The organism is Aeoliella mucimassa (assembly GCF_007748035.1).
GTDB lineage: Bacteria > Planctomycetota > Planctomycetia > Pirellulales > Lacipirellulaceae > Aeoliella > Aeoliella mucimassa.
Genome location: NZ_CP036278.1, coordinates 533,150 through 551,166, shown reverse-complemented (window position 1 = coordinate 551,166; position 18,017 = coordinate 533,150). Strand labels below are relative to the sequence as shown.

At 58.8% G+C, this 18,017-nt stretch carries 16 protein-coding genes; 5 read left to right on the top strand and 11 right to left on the bottom strand.

Annotation, left to right across the window (positions count from 1 at the left end; all coding sequences use genetic code 11):
* Positions 1–15: 15 nt before the first annotated feature.
* Positions 16–1,515: a leucine-rich repeat domain-containing protein gene (locus tag Pan181_RS02210; protein ID WP_197528841.1), complete on the bottom strand. Its 1,500-nt coding sequence runs from the start codon at positions 1,513–1,515 to the stop codon at positions 16–18.
* Positions 1,516–1,802: 287 nt separating this feature from the next.
* Between Pan181_RS02210 and Pan181_RS02205 the strand changes: the two genes are divergently transcribed.
* A complete protein-coding gene (locus Pan181_RS02205) occupies positions 1,803–2,591 on the top strand; it encodes a PhzF family phenazine biosynthesis protein (RefSeq protein WP_145245278.1) in 789 nt (262 codons plus the stop codon).
* Between the two features lie 128 nt (positions 2,592–2,719).
* Here Pan181_RS02205 and Pan181_RS02200 read toward each other — a convergent pair whose 3' ends face one another.
* The 3 genes from Pan181_RS02200 to Pan181_RS02190 form a co-directional block, all read right to left on the bottom strand.
* The gene (locus Pan181_RS02200) at positions 2,720–3,802 is read right to left on the bottom strand and encodes a tetratricopeptide repeat protein (protein ID WP_145245277.1); all 1,083 of its coding nucleotides are present in this window, start codon (positions 3,800–3,802) and stop codon (positions 2,720–2,722) included.
* Between the two features lie 113 nt (positions 3,803–3,915).
* The gene (locus tag Pan181_RS02195; protein WP_145245276.1) at positions 3,916–4,188 is read right to left on the bottom strand and encodes a hypothetical protein; all 273 of its coding nucleotides are present in this window, start codon (positions 4,186–4,188) and stop codon (positions 3,916–3,918) included.
* A gap of 119 nt (positions 4,189–4,307) precedes the next feature.
* On the bottom strand, positions 4,308–5,057 hold the full coding sequence (locus Pan181_RS02190) for a sugar phosphate isomerase/epimerase family protein (protein WP_145245275.1): 750 nt from the start codon (positions 5,055–5,057) through the stop codon (positions 4,308–4,310).
* A gap of 289 nt (positions 5,058–5,346) precedes the next feature.
* Here Pan181_RS02190 and sppA point away from each other — a divergent pair, with 289 nt between their 5' ends.
* Positions 5,347–6,426: a signal peptide peptidase SppA gene (sppA, locus tag Pan181_RS02185; RefSeq protein WP_145245274.1), complete on the top strand. Its 1,080-nt coding sequence runs from the start codon at positions 5,347–5,349 to the stop codon at positions 6,424–6,426.
* A gap of 190 nt (positions 6,427–6,616) precedes the next feature.
* A complete protein-coding gene (locus Pan181_RS02180) occupies positions 6,617–7,996 on the top strand; it encodes a HAMP domain-containing sensor histidine kinase (RefSeq protein WP_145245273.1) in 1,380 nt (459 codons plus the stop codon).
* A gap of 929 nt (positions 7,997–8,925) precedes the next feature.
* Here Pan181_RS02180 and Pan181_RS02175 read toward each other — a convergent pair.
* From Pan181_RS02175 to Pan181_RS02150, 7 genes are all read right to left on the bottom strand, one after another.
* On the bottom strand, positions 8,926–9,981 hold the full coding sequence (locus Pan181_RS02175; protein WP_231943730.1) for a hypothetical protein: 1,056 nt from the start codon (positions 9,979–9,981) through the stop codon (positions 8,926–8,928).
* Positions 9,982–10,002: 21 nt separating this feature from the next.
* A complete protein-coding gene (locus Pan181_RS02170) occupies positions 10,003–10,944 on the bottom strand; it encodes an IS5 family transposase (protein ID WP_145244898.1) in 942 nt (313 codons plus the stop codon).
* Positions 10,945–11,062: 118 nt separating this feature from the next.
* A complete protein-coding gene (locus Pan181_RS02165) occupies positions 11,063–11,710 on the bottom strand; it encodes an IS630 family transposase (protein ID WP_145244957.1) in 648 nt (215 codons plus the stop codon).
* On the bottom strand, positions 11,698–12,162 hold the full coding sequence (locus Pan181_RS02160) for a helix-turn-helix domain-containing protein (protein ID WP_145244956.1): 465 nt from the start codon (positions 12,160–12,162) through the stop codon (positions 11,698–11,700). Before Pan181_RS02160 ends, Pan181_RS02165 begins: the two co-directional genes overlap by 13 nt.
* Positions 12,163–12,583: 421 nt before the next feature.
* Complete coding sequence (locus Pan181_RS26845) at positions 12,584–13,645, bottom strand: ABC transporter ATP-binding protein (RefSeq protein WP_145245272.1); 1,062 nt, start codon at positions 13,643–13,645, stop codon at positions 12,584–12,586.
* Positions 13,646–13,698: 53 nt separating this feature from the next.
* Positions 13,699–13,977 carry a zinc-binding dehydrogenase gene (locus Pan181_RS26840; RefSeq protein ID WP_315861135.1) on the bottom strand — a complete coding sequence of 93 codons (279 nt, stop codon included), beginning with the start codon at positions 13,975–13,977 and terminating at the stop codon, positions 13,699–13,701.
* A gap of 5 nt (positions 13,978–13,982) precedes the next feature.
* Positions 13,983–14,696, bottom strand: a complete 714-nt coding sequence (locus Pan181_RS02150) for an NADPH:quinone reductase (protein ID WP_315861134.1) — start codon at positions 14,694–14,696, stop codon at positions 13,983–13,985.
* A gap of 180 nt (positions 14,697–14,876) precedes the next feature.
* Here Pan181_RS02150 and Pan181_RS02145 point away from each other — a divergent pair, with 180 nt between their 5' ends.
* Complete coding sequence (locus Pan181_RS02145) at positions 14,877–16,433, top strand: YcjF family protein (RefSeq protein WP_145245271.1); 1,557 nt, start codon at positions 14,877–14,879, stop codon at positions 16,431–16,433.
* 213 nt (positions 16,434–16,646) lie between these two features.
* Positions 16,647–17,993: a YcjF family protein gene (locus Pan181_RS02140; RefSeq protein ID WP_145245270.1), complete on the top strand. Its 1,347-nt coding sequence runs from the start codon at positions 16,647–16,649 to the stop codon at positions 17,991–17,993.
* Positions 17,994–18,017 lie beyond the last annotated feature (24 nt).

The window sequence follows — 18,017 nt, the reverse complement described above, 5'->3', positions numbered from 1 at the left end:
GGAACTAGGTTCGCTCTAGCCATAAGGACAAAGCTTGCGGAAATCGCACCAGGCAACCATCTTGGGTTCATAGGTGGCAATCTGGCAGTCGGGCAGTGCTAGCCGAAGCCTGGCCAGCGAAGCGGCCGAGAACCGGTCGCCCCAGAGGAGCAGGTATTTCAGGTTGCGGAGCGATTGCAGCGGCGACAAGTCGGCAACTTCGTCGTCGATCAACAGTACTTCGAGTTGCTGTAGCTCAGCGAGCGGACGCCAGTCGCTCGCGCCCGCCGAGCGGACGGCAAGCCGTACCAGACTCGGACAGTTCGCCAGCACCTGCAGTCCGTCGTCACCTATTCGCGAGTGCAACGAGAGCGATTGCAGCCGGCCGCCGATCAAGCAACGCAGCCCCTCGCCAGTGATCGATGTGTGGTCGAGGAATAGCTGCTCGAGGCTGGAGGATTGCACCAAATGCCGCAGCCCTCGATCGGTGAGTTTCGTGCCGCGCAGATCGAGACTCTTGAGCGCGGGAAACTCCGCCGCGTCGGGCATGCCGACGTCGGTCACATCCGTGTAACCAAGTCCCAAGTGCTCGAGCCAGAGATCGGAGAGCCATACCAAGCAGGTATCGGACACTTTGGTCCGAAAAAGTTCGAGATTTCGCAACTGACCGCAAGCGGCTAACTCACGCACGCCGTCGTCGGTGACCTGCGTGTAATCCAAGCGAAGATTCTGAAGCGACTTGTATTGGGACAAATGCTGACAACCAGCGTCGGAAACGACCGTGTCGATCAGTCGCAACTCTTGCAGCAGGCAATCCGCGGGAAACGCGGCAAGCGTTGCGTCGCTAACCACGGTATTCGACAAATCGAGATCGCGAAGCGAATGTACCTTGCTCGACATCAAGCGGATCATCGCATCGCTACTGATCGCGGTATGTTCGAGTCTTAGTTCCACTAACCACTTGAGCGACTCGAGGGCGTCGATGCCGTGGTCGGTGATATCGAGATAGCTGAGCGTTAACCTTTGCAGGCCAGGCATCTCGGGAAGCGAGTGTAGAAGCCCACGATCGTTCACGTGGGTTGCTTGCAAGTTCAATCGACGGAGCGAGATGCAGTCGACCAATACCGCCAGTCCCCGGTTGGTAATCCGGTTTCTCAGCACCGCGGACACTGGCATCGGTCGCTGGCCTGCAGGAGAACATGGCTGCGCGCAACCGAGATTCAGCCGCTCGAGCCTGGTAAGCTCCAGGAGCTTCGCAAGACTGCTATCGGAAACAAGCGTACCGTCGACGTTCAGCGACTCAAGGTGTTGCATCTTGCCCACGTGCACCATGCCAGCGTCGGAGATCGTGGTACCTTCCAGATTTAACTTGCTGATCCCAGGATAGAAAACCAGGCTTTGCAAGTCGTCGTTGTCGACCTTGGTGCGCGAGAGGTCAACAAGGCCCAATGAGCAGCCATCGGAAAAGTCGATGCTCCTGCCATGCTGCGACAGCATGTTACGAGCTTGATCGGGAATCTCTTTTTCATCGCTCACAACAGCACGCTCCTTACCAGGATTTGTCTGCATCGATCGCGAACAGTTCCAGCGATCCTACCACAAACGGATCGACTAGAAATACTTCCCTAAAAAACAGTGGGACTATTCCCTCATAAAAATTCATTCTCCCCAAAACCAGCCCTCCCATCTGTCCATCGAACCACCCTGCGGGGTGGCTTGTCTTCTGGCTGTCGGAGGTCACCGGGCGCGTGACGCGACTTCGGCTTACCGATAGAATGGTAAGTTCCCCCTTAGCTCCCCCGCCTGGCTTCGAGCAAATTGCCATGAGCATTCCGTATTATCAGGTCGATGCATTTACTTCCCACGTGTTTGCCGGTAACCCGGCTGGCGTTTGCGTGCTAGCCGAGTGGCTGCCCGACGAGTTGATGCTGTCGATCGCCGCCGAGAACAACCTTTCGGAAACCGCCTTCGTGGTGCCCCGCGGCGAGTACTTCGACCTGCGATGGTTCACCCCCGCCCGCGAGGTCGACCTCTGCGGGCACGCGACCCTGGCGACCGCCCACGTGGTAATGCAGCACCTTGGCTATCGCAATGAGCGACTCGACTTCGAAACCTGCGCTGGGCGGATCGCCGTGCAGGCGTCTGGCGACCTAATGACGCTCGACCTTCCCACCCGCGCTGGCGAGCGGTGCCAAGCACCGCAAACCTTGATCGATGCCCTCGGTGCCGAACCTCATACGGTGATCAAGTCGCGCGACTACATGGCGGTATTCGAATCGGAAGATGACGTGCTCAATCTGAGCCCGAACATGACGTTGCTCAAAGAGCTGGATTGCCTGGGGGTGATCGCGACCGCACCAGGACACCAGGCCGACTTCGTCTCGCGGTTCTTCGCCCCTGGTGCCGGCGTGCCGGAAGACCCCGTATGCGGCTCGGCTCACTGCACGCTGATTCCGTACTGGGCCGAACAACTCGATCGCAGCCAACTATGGGCGCTACAAGTCTCGCAACGCGGCGGCGAATTGAGCTGCGAACACCGCGGCGAGCGAGTCGCCATCGGCGGCCGCGCAGTGACCTACAGCACCGGCTTCCTGCACGTCGCGTCGGCTTAGCACTGCTGGGCGAATCGCCCTACCAACCAGCAATCCCCAGCTGCAAGCAGCCGAGTAGCAGCAAGGCCAGGCGATTTTGACTTCCCATCCCGATACCCCCCTTGAGTTCCCTACGATGAAGCCGCGCGTTACTTCCAGATCTGCCAGAACTTCTTCTTCCGTTTCACAGGAACTTGGCTGAGCATGGCCTCGGTCAGCGAGCGAGGGGGTGCCGCGTGGCCTTGTTCCACCTGGAGGATCAGTGAGTAGATGTGTTGATTCACCTGATCCTGCTCGTTGAGCGGCATCGCCGCTCGAATGGTCTTCGACGCTTTTTCCATGCGCCCTGCCAGCAAATAGGAGATCGCCAGATTGCCGAGCACCTGGGGATCGTCGGGCTTGGCGCTGGCGGCCGTTTGGGCGTAGCCGACCGCTTCGTCGAATCGTCGCGCGGTCAGGCAGAGTCCAGCTAGTTCGCGGAGGATCGCTTCCTCGTTGTTGTTGAGCTCCAGCGCCGTGCGGAACGACTTGTACGCCTGGGCGTTGTTGCCGAGCGATTGATAGCCTTTCCCCAGCATCCAGTGCAGATTCCACTTATCGCGATGCTTCTCACGGATCGACTCCAACTGCTCAACCACCTGGCTCATCTTGGTGTGCAGTTCTCCCGTGAGCGGGCGCCGGCCGGGTTGTATCATGTGCTGACCGATGAACTCGCTGGCCGACTTGAGCACCGCCTGCAAGCTTGGTGTCTGGCGGCCGATGTACAACAGCTTGCCCGACTCCTTGTCGCGATAGACTTCGATGTTGCCTTCTAAGCGGACGAACTCCAGCTTCTCTATGTCGTATTGCGTACCATACGTGAGCCCCGATCCTTTCTTGGGATCCCATCCCTCGCGGGCGGTCACGCTGTCGGGCTTGGTACCAGCCCTCCAGGCGATGATTGCCTGCTCCCACGTGGCAAGCTGCAGCCATTCGCAGTAGGGTGCGACCGACTGGTCGAACTCGCTGGCGAGCACCACATCGGGGTCCGGCCCCTGCGTGGTGTTCAGCTCCAAGGCCGCTAGTTGCTCGACGAAGTCGATGGCGTCCTGCTCGGCCATGAACGAGCACCGCCATAAGTGCTCGTCCTGCAGCACGGTGCTGTTCGGCGGCGTAATCTTGCCTTGCTCCAAAAGCGCGGCGACACGCTGCTTCAGGAGAACAACCGTGTAACCTTCGATCGGCAGTGCCATGGCTCGATGCCTGCGGGTGGGTGCGGGAGCGGGTACTCACGCATTAGAGCAGCTGCTCCGCTGCAAAACCACCACGATTCATCGATCACGCCGACTTGCGAACAAGCAGGTCGCTACTCTTCATTGGCTGCTGCGTAGCCGAGTTGCTTGCGGGCTTCTTCGGCCGAGATGCCGTACTTCTCGGCGTGCTCGGCGATGGCTGCCTGCTCGGTCTTATCGCGGACCTCTTCGATCGCCTGCTCGTAGGTGATGTTGTGCCGCTCGGCGTACTTCTGCACATAGTTTTCACGCACCCCGTAATTTCTGCCGACTCCCACGTTGGTGAACATGGGCCCGGTGCAGCCGAGCGTCGATACCATCACCAGGCTGAGTAACGCGAGTCGCATGGTTGGCTCCTTGAGAAACGTCCTTGTTTCGTGACCGTTCAAACGAACCGTCGTCAGGTGGCTTTTTGCCACAGCAGCAAGCGATCGAGTACCCGTTACAAAAGGCGATCGAACACCCCTTACAGCAGGCTATCGAGCAACAGTCGCATCTTGCGCATTTCGCCGAAGTGATCGACCCCTTCGCTCGGGGTGATGTGCACGCCGAGTGCTCGGCTGTAGCCTTGCTTGGTGAGCATGGTCGCGAGCCGACCGTAGTCGATCTCGCCCTGCCCCACGCGAACCTGCAGGCTGTCTTTCGAGGTATCACGCAAGTGCACGTGCTGCACGTACTTCAGTAGTTTGTCGTAACTGCGTCCCTGGTGCGGGCCGGCAATGTAATGGCTGGGGTCGAGCGTCAAAGCGAGACCCTTCACGTTGTCGCAAATCACCGCAGCGGTGTCGGGATCCTGGGTCATGCAGCCGATGGTGGTCTTCATCGAAACCACCGCTCCTTCAAATGCGGCGATGCCGACCAGGTTCTTGAGTCGCTCGATCTCTTCGTTGAACGGGGTGCCGAGTTCCGACGAGGGAACCACCAGCGTGACCACCTTGATGGCCTTGGCCAGCTTGCAGATCGCAGCAAACTGCTTGTAGTAGTCGTCGCCGGTCGCGTGAATGTCGACCGACAGCGCGGCAATGTGCATGCGATGAGTGTCGCCGCAAGTTTGCACCGCGCGCTCGAAATCGCCGAGCACCTCGCTCGGCTTCATCCAGCCATTTTCTTCATGCAGTGCTAGCTCGACGGCCGTAAATTCCAGATCGACCAGTTGCTGCAAGACTTCCTTGGGTCCCAGTTCGGGAAAACACTCGGTCGAAGCACAAATAAACACGATGCCAGTCCTTTGTCGCTTTTTTGTGGGGGCCTGTAGACGCTGGGTCTATTATTCCATAATTCGTTGGGGAACTGGCGTACTGTACCTCTGAATCCAGCTCAAAGGCAACACCCGTCGCCCCGGGGACGTGCTACACTTGCGGATACTACCGACTTAGAATGAATGGTTCCATCGCACCTGTGCTAGCAGTGACTTCATCCTCATCGTCCTCTGGGGATGACTGTTTGCGAGCGATCCACCCGACTCGAATACCTAGGATCCCTGCCGCCGGCGGGGACTGAATAACATGAGTGGAGAAAACCCGATGCCGTCCGATCAGCCTTCGCCTCAGATCATTATCCAGCAAAAAGAAAGCATGTTCGGCCGCTACGGCAAGTTTCTTATTGCCGGTCTTGTACTGGCAATTATGGTGATCATCGGCATGCGAACCGCCTACCAAAGCTACTTCAACGAAGCCGGGGGGCCGCAAGAACGCTATCTCCATGGCGAGCGTTTCGCGCAGAAAAAGATTGCCGTGATCAAAGTCTCTGGCACCATCAGCGAAGCCGACACGTTTGTCAAAGAGCAGATCGACCGCGTTGCCAAAGACGACCAGGTGGTCGCCGTGGTGCTGCGAATCAACTCGCCCGGCGGAACCGTCACCTATAGCGACTACCTGCACCACAAGCTGCGTCAGCTCGCGACCGGCGAAATCCGCCAAGGCGCCGGCAAAGACCAGCCGCTGCCGATCGTCGTGAGCATGGGCAGCCTGTGTGCGAGCGGCGGGTACTACATTGCCTCGGCCGTCGGCGACACGCCCGACAGCATCTTCGCCGAGCCTGCGACCATCACCGGTTCGATCGGCGTGATCATCCCCCACTACGACCTCTCGGGCTTGCTCGCGAACTGGAGCATCGAGAACGACTCGATTGCCACGCATCCGCTCAAGGAGATTCTCTCGATGACCAAAGAGATGACCGAAGAGCAACGCGAGATCCTGCAGACCTTGGTCGATGAAATGCTCGACGACTTCAAGGACAAAATTAAAGCGGGTCGTCCCGTGTTCCAGGAGCATCCGCAGGACCTCGACGAGATTGCTACCGGGCAGATCTTCTCCACCGACCAGGCGATCGAGTTGAAGCTGGTCGACAAGAAGGGTTACCTCGAAGACGCCATGGCCCGCGCGGCCGAACTCGGCGGAACCGACCTCCAGAACGTTCGCTGCGTGGATTACAAGCGTGCTCCCAGTGCGTTCGACGCGTTGACCGGCAACGCCAAGATCGAGTCGAAGGCCGATCCCATGTCGATCCAGACCCTGCAGAACATGGCAACCCCGCGGGCTTACTTCCTGTACGGCGGTTTGCCTGGCCTGGAAGCCATCGAGTAAACACCCTCGTCTACCCAATCCTCGGGCGGCCGGCGCACTCGCCCGCCGCCCATGGTTACCTGCAACTTGCGTTTGTTTTTGACCCTGCACGCTCTTCACCCTGCATAATTCGTATATTCGTGTCCGCCCGCTCGGCAGGTGCGGCTGTTTTACTCTTCGCAACTTGCCGGTTTCAGGGCATGATAGGTTCATGTTTGTCCGCTCACGCCTGTTTGTCCGTCGCTTCATCGCCACCTTCGGAATGGCGCTGGTCGTGACCGTACTCACTGCGATGCTCGCGTATCGCTGGCGCGACGAACCCGATTTGGCAGTTCGCCTGCAACGACTCGTACTCGTCGAACTCGTAGCCGCGGCGGTGTTTACCTCCTGGGTGTTACGCGGCGTCGTCGCTCCGATCCTTGCGCTCGGTCGCGCGACCCGCACCATTGCTGCTGGCGACTACGCCGAACGGGTGCCGGTGCAGTCGAGCGACGAACTCGGCGACCTTGCCCGCTCGCTCAACCAAATCGGCGGTGAGCTTGTTGCCCAACTCTCGCGTCTGCGCGATAGCGACGAACGCCAGGCGGCCGTCCTCACAGGCATGGTCGAAGGCGTGGTCGCCGTCGGCGACGACCTTCGCGTGCTGTTTGCTAACTCCGCAGCCGGCAAGCTGTTTGGCTTCCTGCCGCCGAGTGCGGTCGGTCGCCCGCTGCTCGAAGTGGTTCGCGACCACCAACTGCACGACTCCGCCCGGCAGGTGATCGAGACTCGCAAGCCGATTGAGTTCGAGCTCGAATGGCAACTCGACACCCCTCGTATCTTTGCGGTGCAACTAAACCCGCTGCCGCAGTCGTCGGACGTTGGTGCAGTGATCGTGCTGCACGACAACACCGAACTGCGCCGGCTCGAGAACATCCGTCGCGAGTTCGTTGCCAATGTGTCGCACGAGTTAAAGACTCCGCTTAGTAGCATCATGGCTTACACCGAAACCTTACAACGGGGTGCAGTAAACGATACCGAAATTCGCGATAGCTTCCTCAGCCGTATCGCCGAGCAAGGGGGCCGACTCAATAACCTGATTCAGGACATGCTCAGCCTGGCTCGCATCGAAGACCAGCAGCAGACCTTCGACATCGAAGCGGTCGACATCGCCCAGGTAGTCATGCGGTCGGTCGACGACTCGCGCCCGCAGGCCAACAGCAAGTCGATCGAGTTGGTCACGCCCGAAGACCTGTCGCCAGTCGTGGTGCAAGCCGACGAGGAAGGCGTGCGGGTCATCTGCAACAACCTGATCGACAACGCGGTGAAGTACACCCCCGCAGGCGGCCGAGTCGAAGTCCGCTGGAGCAAGCAAGGCCCCCAGGTTCTGTTCGAAGTAATCGACAACGGGCCAGGTATCCCCCGCACCGACGTCGCCCGCGTGTTCGAGCGATTCTATCGGGTCGACAAAGCCCGCTCCCGCGAACTCGGCAGCACCGGCCTGGGCCTGGCAATCGTCAAACACCTGGTGCAATCGTTCGGCGGCACCGTAGGAGTCGACAGCACCGTCGGCCACGGCAGCCGATTCTGGGTGCAACTCCCAATGGTCTAACCAAGCGACACCTGCAAGTGCCAGCGAGCGATAGTTTCCCACCGCTCGGCAAATAGATTCCCACGACACAGCAATAGATTCCCAATTTACCCACCGATGGGAAAATTGAATCTCCGCCCACTCTACAAAACCAGTGGTTTTCGGCTGCGAATAGATTCCCATTTCCCAAAACGCATCGAGTGGGAATCTATTTTCGCAGTGGGAATCAATCACAAGTCGTTTGTTAGCAACAAGTTGCATCGACACCTCCGCGATAGTTGTCCAAAATAGATTCCCATGGGTGGGAAACTATTCTGGGGAGGAGACACGAATGGGGATTGCGGAATGCGGAATGCGAATATGTCATCTTGAAGGAGCTTCCGGCGACTGAAAGATCTAGCCTATCGCTTAAAGCCTAAAGCCTAGAGCTTTCACAACCGCGCAGCAGCAAACGCCCACGCAAGCAACCATTTCGCCTGCGCGTCGCTAGAAGTTTGAGACGAAAACAAGCATCACCTCTCCATCACCTCCATTCACTAAAAAGCCGACAGCCAACAACCACCTGTCCATTAGAACACCACAGGTGGCCAATTCCCAGTGAAAACTGGAAAGATCCGAAGAACCGTTTAGCCCGCAGCCGAAAGCGATGGCTAGCGATGTGGAACAAGAGCGACCGTAAACATTCTCACGCAGAGTCGCGGAGCCCGCGGAGCAACTGGGTAGCACCGACAGCCGGGCGCACTACGCGATGCCACTCCGAAAAACGCACTACGCCCAGTTGTCGGTGGGCGAAGCCCAGGAGGCTGCCCCATCCGTTATGATCTGTGTTCGTCCGTGTCTAGAATAGTTTCCCACACAGTCAAACACAGTACGACAACACTCCTGGCTACCTAAAGCTCCCCTCCGAGCGGACAGTCAGCCAAGTGAAATAGCGGTAAGAACTAGCATTCTCAAGTGCTAAACAAACTTGGTTGATCTTCCGACGGTGAAGCAAATTCTTGCGCATGTATTAAGACACGATTCGGATCAGTCAACCCTGAAATGCCTTTGTAGAGATCAAGCAATTCCGGATAGGTTAGAGTTTTCGAACCAATTTTACCTGTGGTAAATAGCCCCTCAAACTCTTCATGAGACAGTGATAGTCGTCTTACATCGTTGTATGTAAGACACTCGCCACCCTTCACTCCTTCAGATTTAAGTCGATCGATTTGGCAAACAGGAATGTGCTCACCACTGGAAGCCAATTTCTGGTCTTCCATTTGAAGGCGATCGGTTGGCCTGAGAAACCCCGCGCAATATGGGAACCTAAATGGATGGTCTTCGTGACCGGCCACACAAACATTCTTGTCACAGAAAAAACTCTTAAGCTTGAGTAATTGCTGTTTCATCCTCGGGTCATTAAGGTACAAAGTCCTATCTTCCCAGATTTTATATTGTATGGCCGCAATGCTGGCTTTCTGCTCCTTAGGGTGATGCTTTTCATAAATAACATCCGCACCGCTCACATGCTCAGCATTGTCAGGATGAAAAACTCGCAACCGAAGAACCTCACCATCAGACAGAAGGAAATCGCGGCAAGCATTCCCCATGCCTAACTCAGGTACATCTCTCTCGACATTATAAGCGTCGCGAAAGATAATAGCATGTTCAGTCTGTCGCTGTGGAGCGATCTCTCCTCTCGCTCTTCTTAATTCAGTAAGACGCCGTTTGAGTCGGTCGGTTTTCTGTTGATTCTTTGCCGTATTGAAAAGCGACTCCAACTCAGCTATTTCTACATCCAGGAGCTCAAGTGCTTCGACCTGCTTACCTTCTTTCAGCGTCTTTGCTTCGGCCCGTTGCCGATACTCCCGAGCAGTGTCGCTTTCACGGTTACGTCGAATCAGACTGACATCGGGCCCCAGGATCTCCGGACAGATCAATGCACCTAACTCCAACGCTTGGTCGTACGTACTTTTCCTACCATCACCTTCCGTTGCGAGTCGAATCAGCTCGCGTACTGCATTCACAGTTACCCACGGCCTTGTTGACTAACTCCACTCGAACTGTGGAAGCCCGAGTTGGGTGAATTGATTGATGATTTTACAGCGCAAGCGGGCTTCCGTTTGTTGGTTTTCGAATACTCGGTTTTTGAGATGGCTCCCAAAGCTTTGTTTCACTCGGTACATGGTCGTTTCCGCCAAGCTTCTACGATGATAGCCCACTTCCTCTTTCCAACTCCTACGCCCCTTGCGTCGAATCTGACGAATTGCCTCGTCCCGGGGCAAAGGCTCCTCCGCAGAGTTGCCATGTTGTTTGATCTTGGCGTTGTGCTGCGGCGGAATCACCGGCTCAATGCCTTCGGATTCCAGCCCTTCATAAACCTTCCACTTGTCGTAACTACCGTCGCCGTGAAACTTTTTTACGGGCTGCTCCACCTGCTCCAGCATTTCGGGAACCGCATCGGCATCGTGGCAACTGTTCTCGGTCAAAATCTCCGCCACAATCTCGCGGGTGTCAGGATTCACCGACAAATGCAGCTTCCGCCATGTCCGCCGCTTCGACTTGCCATGCGTCCGCATCTTCCATTCGCCCTCGCCAAACACTTTCATGCCGGTGCTATCCACCACGATATCGATGTCGCCCCTCTTGTTAGCGATATCGAGCGAAACATTCAGCTTGCTGGCTCGCTTGGCGAGCGAAGAATAATTGGGAATCGCTGCCTCGACGCCCAACATCGCCACCAGCGAGCGGCCGAATCCCTCAGTCTGCCGATAGGGAAGTTTCAGCAGTTCGCGAATCGTCAGCAAGCACTCGATCGCCGTATCGCTGAAGACAAAAGGGCGACCGACTTTTGTCTGGTCGTTAGGATGTTCCCAGTTCTCCAACGCCTCGTCGCTAAACCAAATAGTGATGTTTCCACGCTCGATGAGCGACTTGTTATACTCCTTCCAGTTCGTGACTTTGTAGGTTCGTTTTTCTTTCGTAGCCATGTTCGATCTCCGTAAAAAAGGTACGTGGTTCCATTCCACGTTAGTTTTTACGGAGGTTTGTGACTAATTGTTCAACAAGGCCGTTACCCACTCGGAATCTAGTACGTCGTCCCGGAAGTCATTTCCTATAGAGTTCAGGGAAGACGCGTTTGGCGTCTTTTCGATGGAAGGTCCAATTGATTTTGATTTTCTTCCGATTGCGGTCGCGTGAACAGTGGGAGAGTTCGCTTTGAACCTTGTCGAGCGAAGCCAACCGACGTCCCAGGCATTGTCGCTGTATGGCCGAGATTTCGATCTCGGCCATGTTGAGCCAACTGGCATGCTTGGGGGTAAAATGCCACACAATCCGCTCCAGCATTGGCCGAGCCGCCTCCTCGCCAAAGGTTTCGATCAACGACTTCTCGTTGTGCGTGTTGAGGTTGTCCATCACCAGATGAACCCGCTCTGCGTCGGGATAGCGCTTCAAGAGGTCGCGGACGAACCGGGCGAAGTCGGCTCGCTTGCGGTGACGCTTGGCCTGAACGAATCGCTTGCCCGCCTTCGGCTCGACCGCCACGAACACGCTGCAGGTTCCGCAGCGGCGGTACTCGTAGTCCTGCTTCGCGATCTTGCCGGGTGCCGCGGGCTCGGGCGGCCGCGCGTCGTCGACCCTCTGATAGGGCTGCTCGTCGAGGCAGACGACCGGCTCGTTCGGGTCGAGCGGCTTCTCGTACTGCTCGAGGACGTCCTCCATCCGCTCACAGAACTCGTCGTTCAGCTTGGGCACGCACCAAGTTTTTTTCGCCACGGCTTCAGGTCGTGTTCCTTGAGCCACAGCGAGACCTCCGTCACGCTGAGCGAATCGACGAAGCCTTCCTTCACCGCGTGCTCGCACAACAATTCCAGCGTCCAGCGAGCCCGTCCCTCGGGCGGCTCGCTGCACGCCAGGGCGATTACCTGTTGCTGCTGCCGCTTGGTGAACTCTGGGGGGCGGCCCGAGCGAGGCGCATCGTACACCGCCCGCTGGACGCCCTCTTCGCAGAACCGCTTTCGGACGGCTCGGACGTTGCGCGTCGTGCAGCCCACATGCTCGGCGATCTCTTCGTCGGTGCATCCCGAGTCCGATTTCAATAATATCTGGCAGCGACGCACCACTTGCGCCGCGCGGGCGCCTGAGCGTGCTAGCTGCTCCAAACCTCCACGGGCCTGGTGGTCCAGGCAAACAATGTGCTTTTTCATTCCGCAGCATATAGCAGCGGAATGGATTTCAGGAAAGACGTACTAGTCGGTCGCGTTCGTTATTAGTTGCCATTGTATCTGGCCATTAAAGATGGTTGGCAGTTAGTAGGTTTCTGGGCATTTTGAAAGCGACCTTTGTACTATCAGATATCCATGGTCGCATTGCGGAAAACGAAAAGCCTCGCAACCAGCGTTGCGATAATCCAAGCATTTCGGACAGACTGAAATGCGCTGGAGAATTGCAATTAAAAATGTCTTCAAGTCAGCTTCTCGCTCATTGCTGGAAGATGATCTCACTACACGGAGCAACTCAATTACATCGATGTCGCTGATCACAGCGATTCAGCATTACACTATCACTAAAGCTTAACCACACCGGTGCTTTTCCGGTAGTTATCACTATCGCCTGCAGACTTCCCCCCTATCCCTCCAGTACCAAGCCTTCTTCATCCGCGGCGAAAAGGTGGTGCTCGTGACTGGTCACGGTGAGCTTCACGGGTTGGTCGGTGGTTAGCGGGCGGTTGGTGGGCCAGCGGGCGATGAGCGTGGTGGTTGGCAGCGTGAAGTGCAGCAGCAGTTCGTGGCCCAGGTGTTCGACGAAGGTCGGCTTCTGCTCCACCAGCGGGGGCTCGTTGCTGGTGACTGGCACCAGATGCTCGGGGCGGATGCCGAGCACGGCGGGGCCTTGATGACTGCCGCCGACGGTCCAGGTTAGCTCGCCGGAGCGGAACACGCCAGCATCGACCTGGCCCGCGATCAGGTTCATCGGTGGGCTGCCGAGAAACGAGGCGACGAACCGATTCGCGGGGCGGCGGTAGACTTCCATCGGCGGACCGATTTGCTGCACGACTCCGCGATCGAGCAGCACCAGGCGGTGCCCGAGGGTCATCGCTTCGACCTGGTCGTGGGTTACGTACAACATGGTCGCTGCCAGCTCGCGTTGCAGTTCGGCCAATTCGGCCCGCATGCCGGCGCGGAGTTGGGCGTCGAGGTTCGCGAGGGGCTCATCCAGTAAAAACACGGCCGGCCGGCGAACGATCGCCCGCCCTAGCGCGACCCGTTGCTGCTCGCCCCCCGAGAGTTGCTGCGGCTTGCGATCGAGCAGCTCGGCGATGCCCAGCAGGCTGGCGGCTCGCTCGACTCGGCTGGCAATCTCGGCCCGCGGGGTGCCTTGCATCTTGAGACCGAACGCCATGTTGTTGCGGGCGGTCATGTGCGGGAAGAGCGCGTAGTCTTGGAACACCATGGCGACATCCCGCTTGGCTGGCGGAAGGTCGTTCACCCGCGCGTCGCCGATGAACAGCTCGCCGGCGGTGGGGGTCTCGAGCCCGGCCAGCATCCGCAGCGCGGTGCTCTTGCCGGAACCACTCGGACCGACCAGCACTACCAACTCTCCCTCGTCGATGCTCGCGGTCAAATCGCAAACAGCCGGCGACGCTCCGCCATACGATTTGGTCACCTTGGCGAAACGAACGGAGGACATGCAGCGTGGGGGTGGTTAAACAGTGGTCGAAGCAAGAACGGGCGGGCGCGAGTTTAGTCGCCGATGGTCACCACGATTTTACCACGCAGCGTGTCTTTGCCATGCAGGGTGTTGTCTTCCTGCAGGCGATGGGCGTCGGCGGTTTGTTCGAGCGGGAAGGTCGCCCCGATTGGCACCTGCAGCTTGCCGGCCGCCAGCCATTCGTTCATGGCAATCGCGGCCGCGCGTTGTTCGTGCCGGGGAGCTTTGAACACCACGAAGCCCATCAGCCGGCACTCTTTCACGTAGAACGGTCCGACGGGGAACTCAGGATGCGCGTCGCGCCCAGCCATGACGATCATCCGCCCGCGCGGGCTAGCAGGTCGACCGTGCGGCGGAAGTCGGGCTCGCGAAGCGTTTCCCACCAGACGTCGACTCCCCACGAAGCGAACTTACGCACCTCGGCCTCGACGTCGTCGGTGCGATAGTTGAGCACCAGGTCGGCACCGTACTGGCGGCAGATTTCGGCCTTCTCGTCGGAGCCGGCCGTCGTGATCACCGTGGCCCCGAGCAGCTTGGCCATCTGCACGACCATCGAACCGACACCGCCGGAGCCACCGTTGACGAACAAGGTTTCGCCCGCCTGCAAGTTGGCTTCGCGAACCAGTCCCAAGTGGGCGGTCATGCCGACCAACGATGCGGCGGCCGCCTGCTCGTCGCTCACGTTGCCCGGCGTTTGGTACACCATGTCGGCGTCGGCCACCAGGTACTCGGCGAAGCTCCCCTGCCGGCCGAGGAGTCCTTGGTTGGTGCCCCACACCCGCAGCCCGGGCGGAAGCTCGTCGACGCCGGGCCCCATGGCTTCGATCACTCCGGCGAAGTCACTGCCGATCACAAACGGCTTGGGCAACTCGGCGGTCACCGCTCCGCTACGAATGTACGTGTCGATGGGATTCACTGCGGCGGCGGTCACACGAACCAGCACCTGCCCTTCGAGCGGCTCAGGCGTCGGCACCTCGCCTACCTGGATTACGTCGGGAGAACCGGTGTCATTGATATAAGCTGCTTTCATGATGGATCGCGCCCTGGTTGAGTTGGAAATCGCATTCTGCCATCTTCCCGCGATAAGCGATGTTTGGCAATCGCCGCCGAGGCTTTTAGGAGTATACTTAGTGGTTCGATTATTCCGCCGAGGGAGAGCTCGGTGGTTGCCCGCTAGTACGCTCCGACCACTGAACTCTATCTTTTTTCCATGCCCAATCGCACGACCACGTTCCGATTTTTACTGCTAGCAGTAATCGCCGTGGCGGCGTATCTGGCGGTCACGTTACCGCCGAAGGTCCTGGAACAGTACAACGCTGCGATGGAGCAGAGCCAGCTCGTTGGCTACGGCTACCTGGCGGTGGTGTCGCTCGGCGGGTTAGTGCTTGCGGGACTTGCCGCATGGACCATGTGGAAGCTGTGGATCAACACCCGCACCCGCCAGCAGAGCGAACGCCGGCGGTCGACCGATCCCAACAAACTATCGGCTGCAGATCGTCGCGCGGAACTTGACGACAACATCGAAGCAGGTCGCGACTATGCTGCCACCGGCGGCATCGGCGACGCAGTGCGGGCGGAGATCGAGCGGGCAGTGGCCGAGATGGAAGCCAAGCGCGAAGCCGAACGCCTGGAGATCGTCGCGTTCGGCGCCATCTCGAGCGGCAAGAGTTCGCTGCTCAACGCCCTGGCGGGGCGCGATGTGTTCCGCACCGGAGTGGTCGGCGGTACCACCACCGCGCAAAGCAACATCGAATGGCCCGGCAGCGATCGCGTGGTGCTGGTCGACACGCCTGGCCTGGCCGAAGTCGCCGGCAGCGAGCGAGGCCAGCAAGCCGCCGAAGCCGCGAAGAACGCCGACCTGGTGCTGATGGTGATCGACGGGCCGATTCGCGACTACGAACACGAACTGCTCGAGGCCCTGGCCTCGATGGGCAAACGCGTGGTCGTGTGCCTGAACAAAGCCGACTGGTACACCGACAGCGAACGGGCGGAGCTGTGTGCCCAGATTGCCGAGCAAGTGCGAGGGCTGGTTGCGGCCGACGACGTCGTAAGCGTGCGGTCGCGGTCGGTCGAGCGGCCGATCGTGCGGATGCTGGCCGATGGCACCCAACAGCCCGACACCGTGACCGAACCGCCCGACATCGTGCCGCTGGCGAACCGCTTGCTGCAGATCGTCAAAAAGGAAGGCGAAACACTACTGCTGGCCAACCTGCTGATGCAATCCCGGGGATTGGTCGACGACGCGAAAGAGCGGGTGCTGGCCGCGCTCGACGAACAGGCGTCGCGAGTGGTTGATCGGTACATGTGGGCCGCGGCCGGCGTGACCGGGGCAAACCCGGTGCCGCTTCTCGACATCGCTGGCGGTACGGCTGTCACCGCCAAAATGGTGATCGACCTGGCAGCGATCTACAAGCAGAAGATCGATTCGGAAACCATCATCGAACTGCTGGGCCAGCTCACGAAGAACCTGCTCGCCATCCTAGGTGTCAGCGCCATCACCGCCGCGCCGGCATTTACCAGCGCGGTAGCCACGGTGCTGAAAACCATTCCCGGCGTCGGCACCATCGCAGGTGGGCTGCTGCAGGGACTCGTGCAGGCGCTCGTCACCCGTTGGATCGGACGGGTGTTCATGCAATACTTCCGAAACGAAATGAAGCCCCCCGAAGGAGGCATCGCCGAACTCGCCCGCCGCCAATGGTCAGAGGTCACCAGCCCCGAACAGCTGCGAAAACTAATCACCATGGGACGGCAAAAACTCGACGACTGATACAATTGACACAACACCTGTTACTGTCATTCTGAGGGAGCTTCCGGCGACCGAAGAATCTAGTGGATCGAACAGTATGTTCTTTGAGGCACATAGTACGCAGTAACATTGCAGGGTATCGGCCCACAAAAGGGCCGACCGTAGCCTGAGATCCTTCAGTCGCTTAGGCTCCCTCAGGATGACAAGTGACTGAACAAGCTCCCCCCAACCAACATGACCAACGAACCTACCCCTTCGAAAGACGACGACCAGTTGCTTGATGCGCTGGGGGCGGTGGAGCATGCGCTGGGGCAGCTTGATGATTGCACCGACAAAGAGAAGGAAGCCTTGTCGGCCGATATTCGCTCGCTCCGCGACATGCTTGCGAAGCTGCAAGCGGGGCGGGTGGAGATTGCCGTGTTCGGCGAGATCAGCACCGGCAAGAGCGCGCTGATCAACGCCCTGGTTGGCGAGCAAGTGGCTTCGGTCAACATCCGCGGCGGCTGGACCAAAGACATCTGGGACGTTCCGTGGAATGCCGACGGCTACGTGGTGCCGGGCTTTGCGGATTCGTCGGTGGTACTGCTCGACACGCCGGGCCTGAACGAGGTGGATGGCAAACGCCGGGCCGACATGGCTCGCGACACCGCCGAGCGGGCCGACCTGGTACTGTTCGTTACCGACTCCGACCTGAACGAAACCGAGTACACCGCCCTGGCCGAACTCGCGACCGGGCACAAGCCGATCATCCTGGTGCTGAACAAGGTCGACCTCTACACGCCGAAACAGCTCGACGATCTGATGTCGCTCTTCCGTGGCCCGCGACTCAAGGGTCTGGTCGAGCCAGAGAACATCGTGCAAGTCACCGCCGATCCGCGTCCGGTGGAATACCACATCGAGTCGGCCGACGGTTCCGTGCGTCAGGAATGGCGCGAGCCCGAGCCGAATGTCGACGCACTGCGGGTACGCATTCTCGAAGTGCTGCAACACGATGGTTCGGATCTGATTGCCTTGAACGCGTCGATGTTTGCTGCCGACCGTAGCGACCGTGTCGGCGCGATGCGGGTGAAGATGCGCAACGATCGGGCGAACAGCATTATCTGGAGCTACGCGGCCGTGAAGAGCATTGCCGTGGCCGTGAATCACTTCCCCGTGCTCGACGTGGTCGGCGGCACCGCGGTCGACGCGGCGATGGTGGTGACTCTCGGCAAAGTGTACGGCATCAACATCACCACCGATAACGCCCGCGACCTAGTGACCTCCATCCTGAAAGCGGCTGGGTGGATGATGGCCGGCGAAGTGATCGTCAGTTCGGTTTCGAGTTTCTTCAAGGGACTCACCTGGGGCGCCAGCACCGCCATCAGCGCGTTGCCCCAAGGCGCGGCTGCCGGCTACGGTTCGTACATCGTCGGACAAGCCGCCCGCTACTACTTCGAACACGGCGCAAGCTGGGGCGAGAAAGGTCCCAAGCGAGTGGTCGCTCGCATTCTCGAAAACACCGACAAGCAGTCGGTGATCGAACACCTGAAGAACGAGATCAAGAACAAGCTGTCGAAGAATCGCTATTCGACCAAGGGATAGACAGTAAGTCAGCATTTCTGTCAT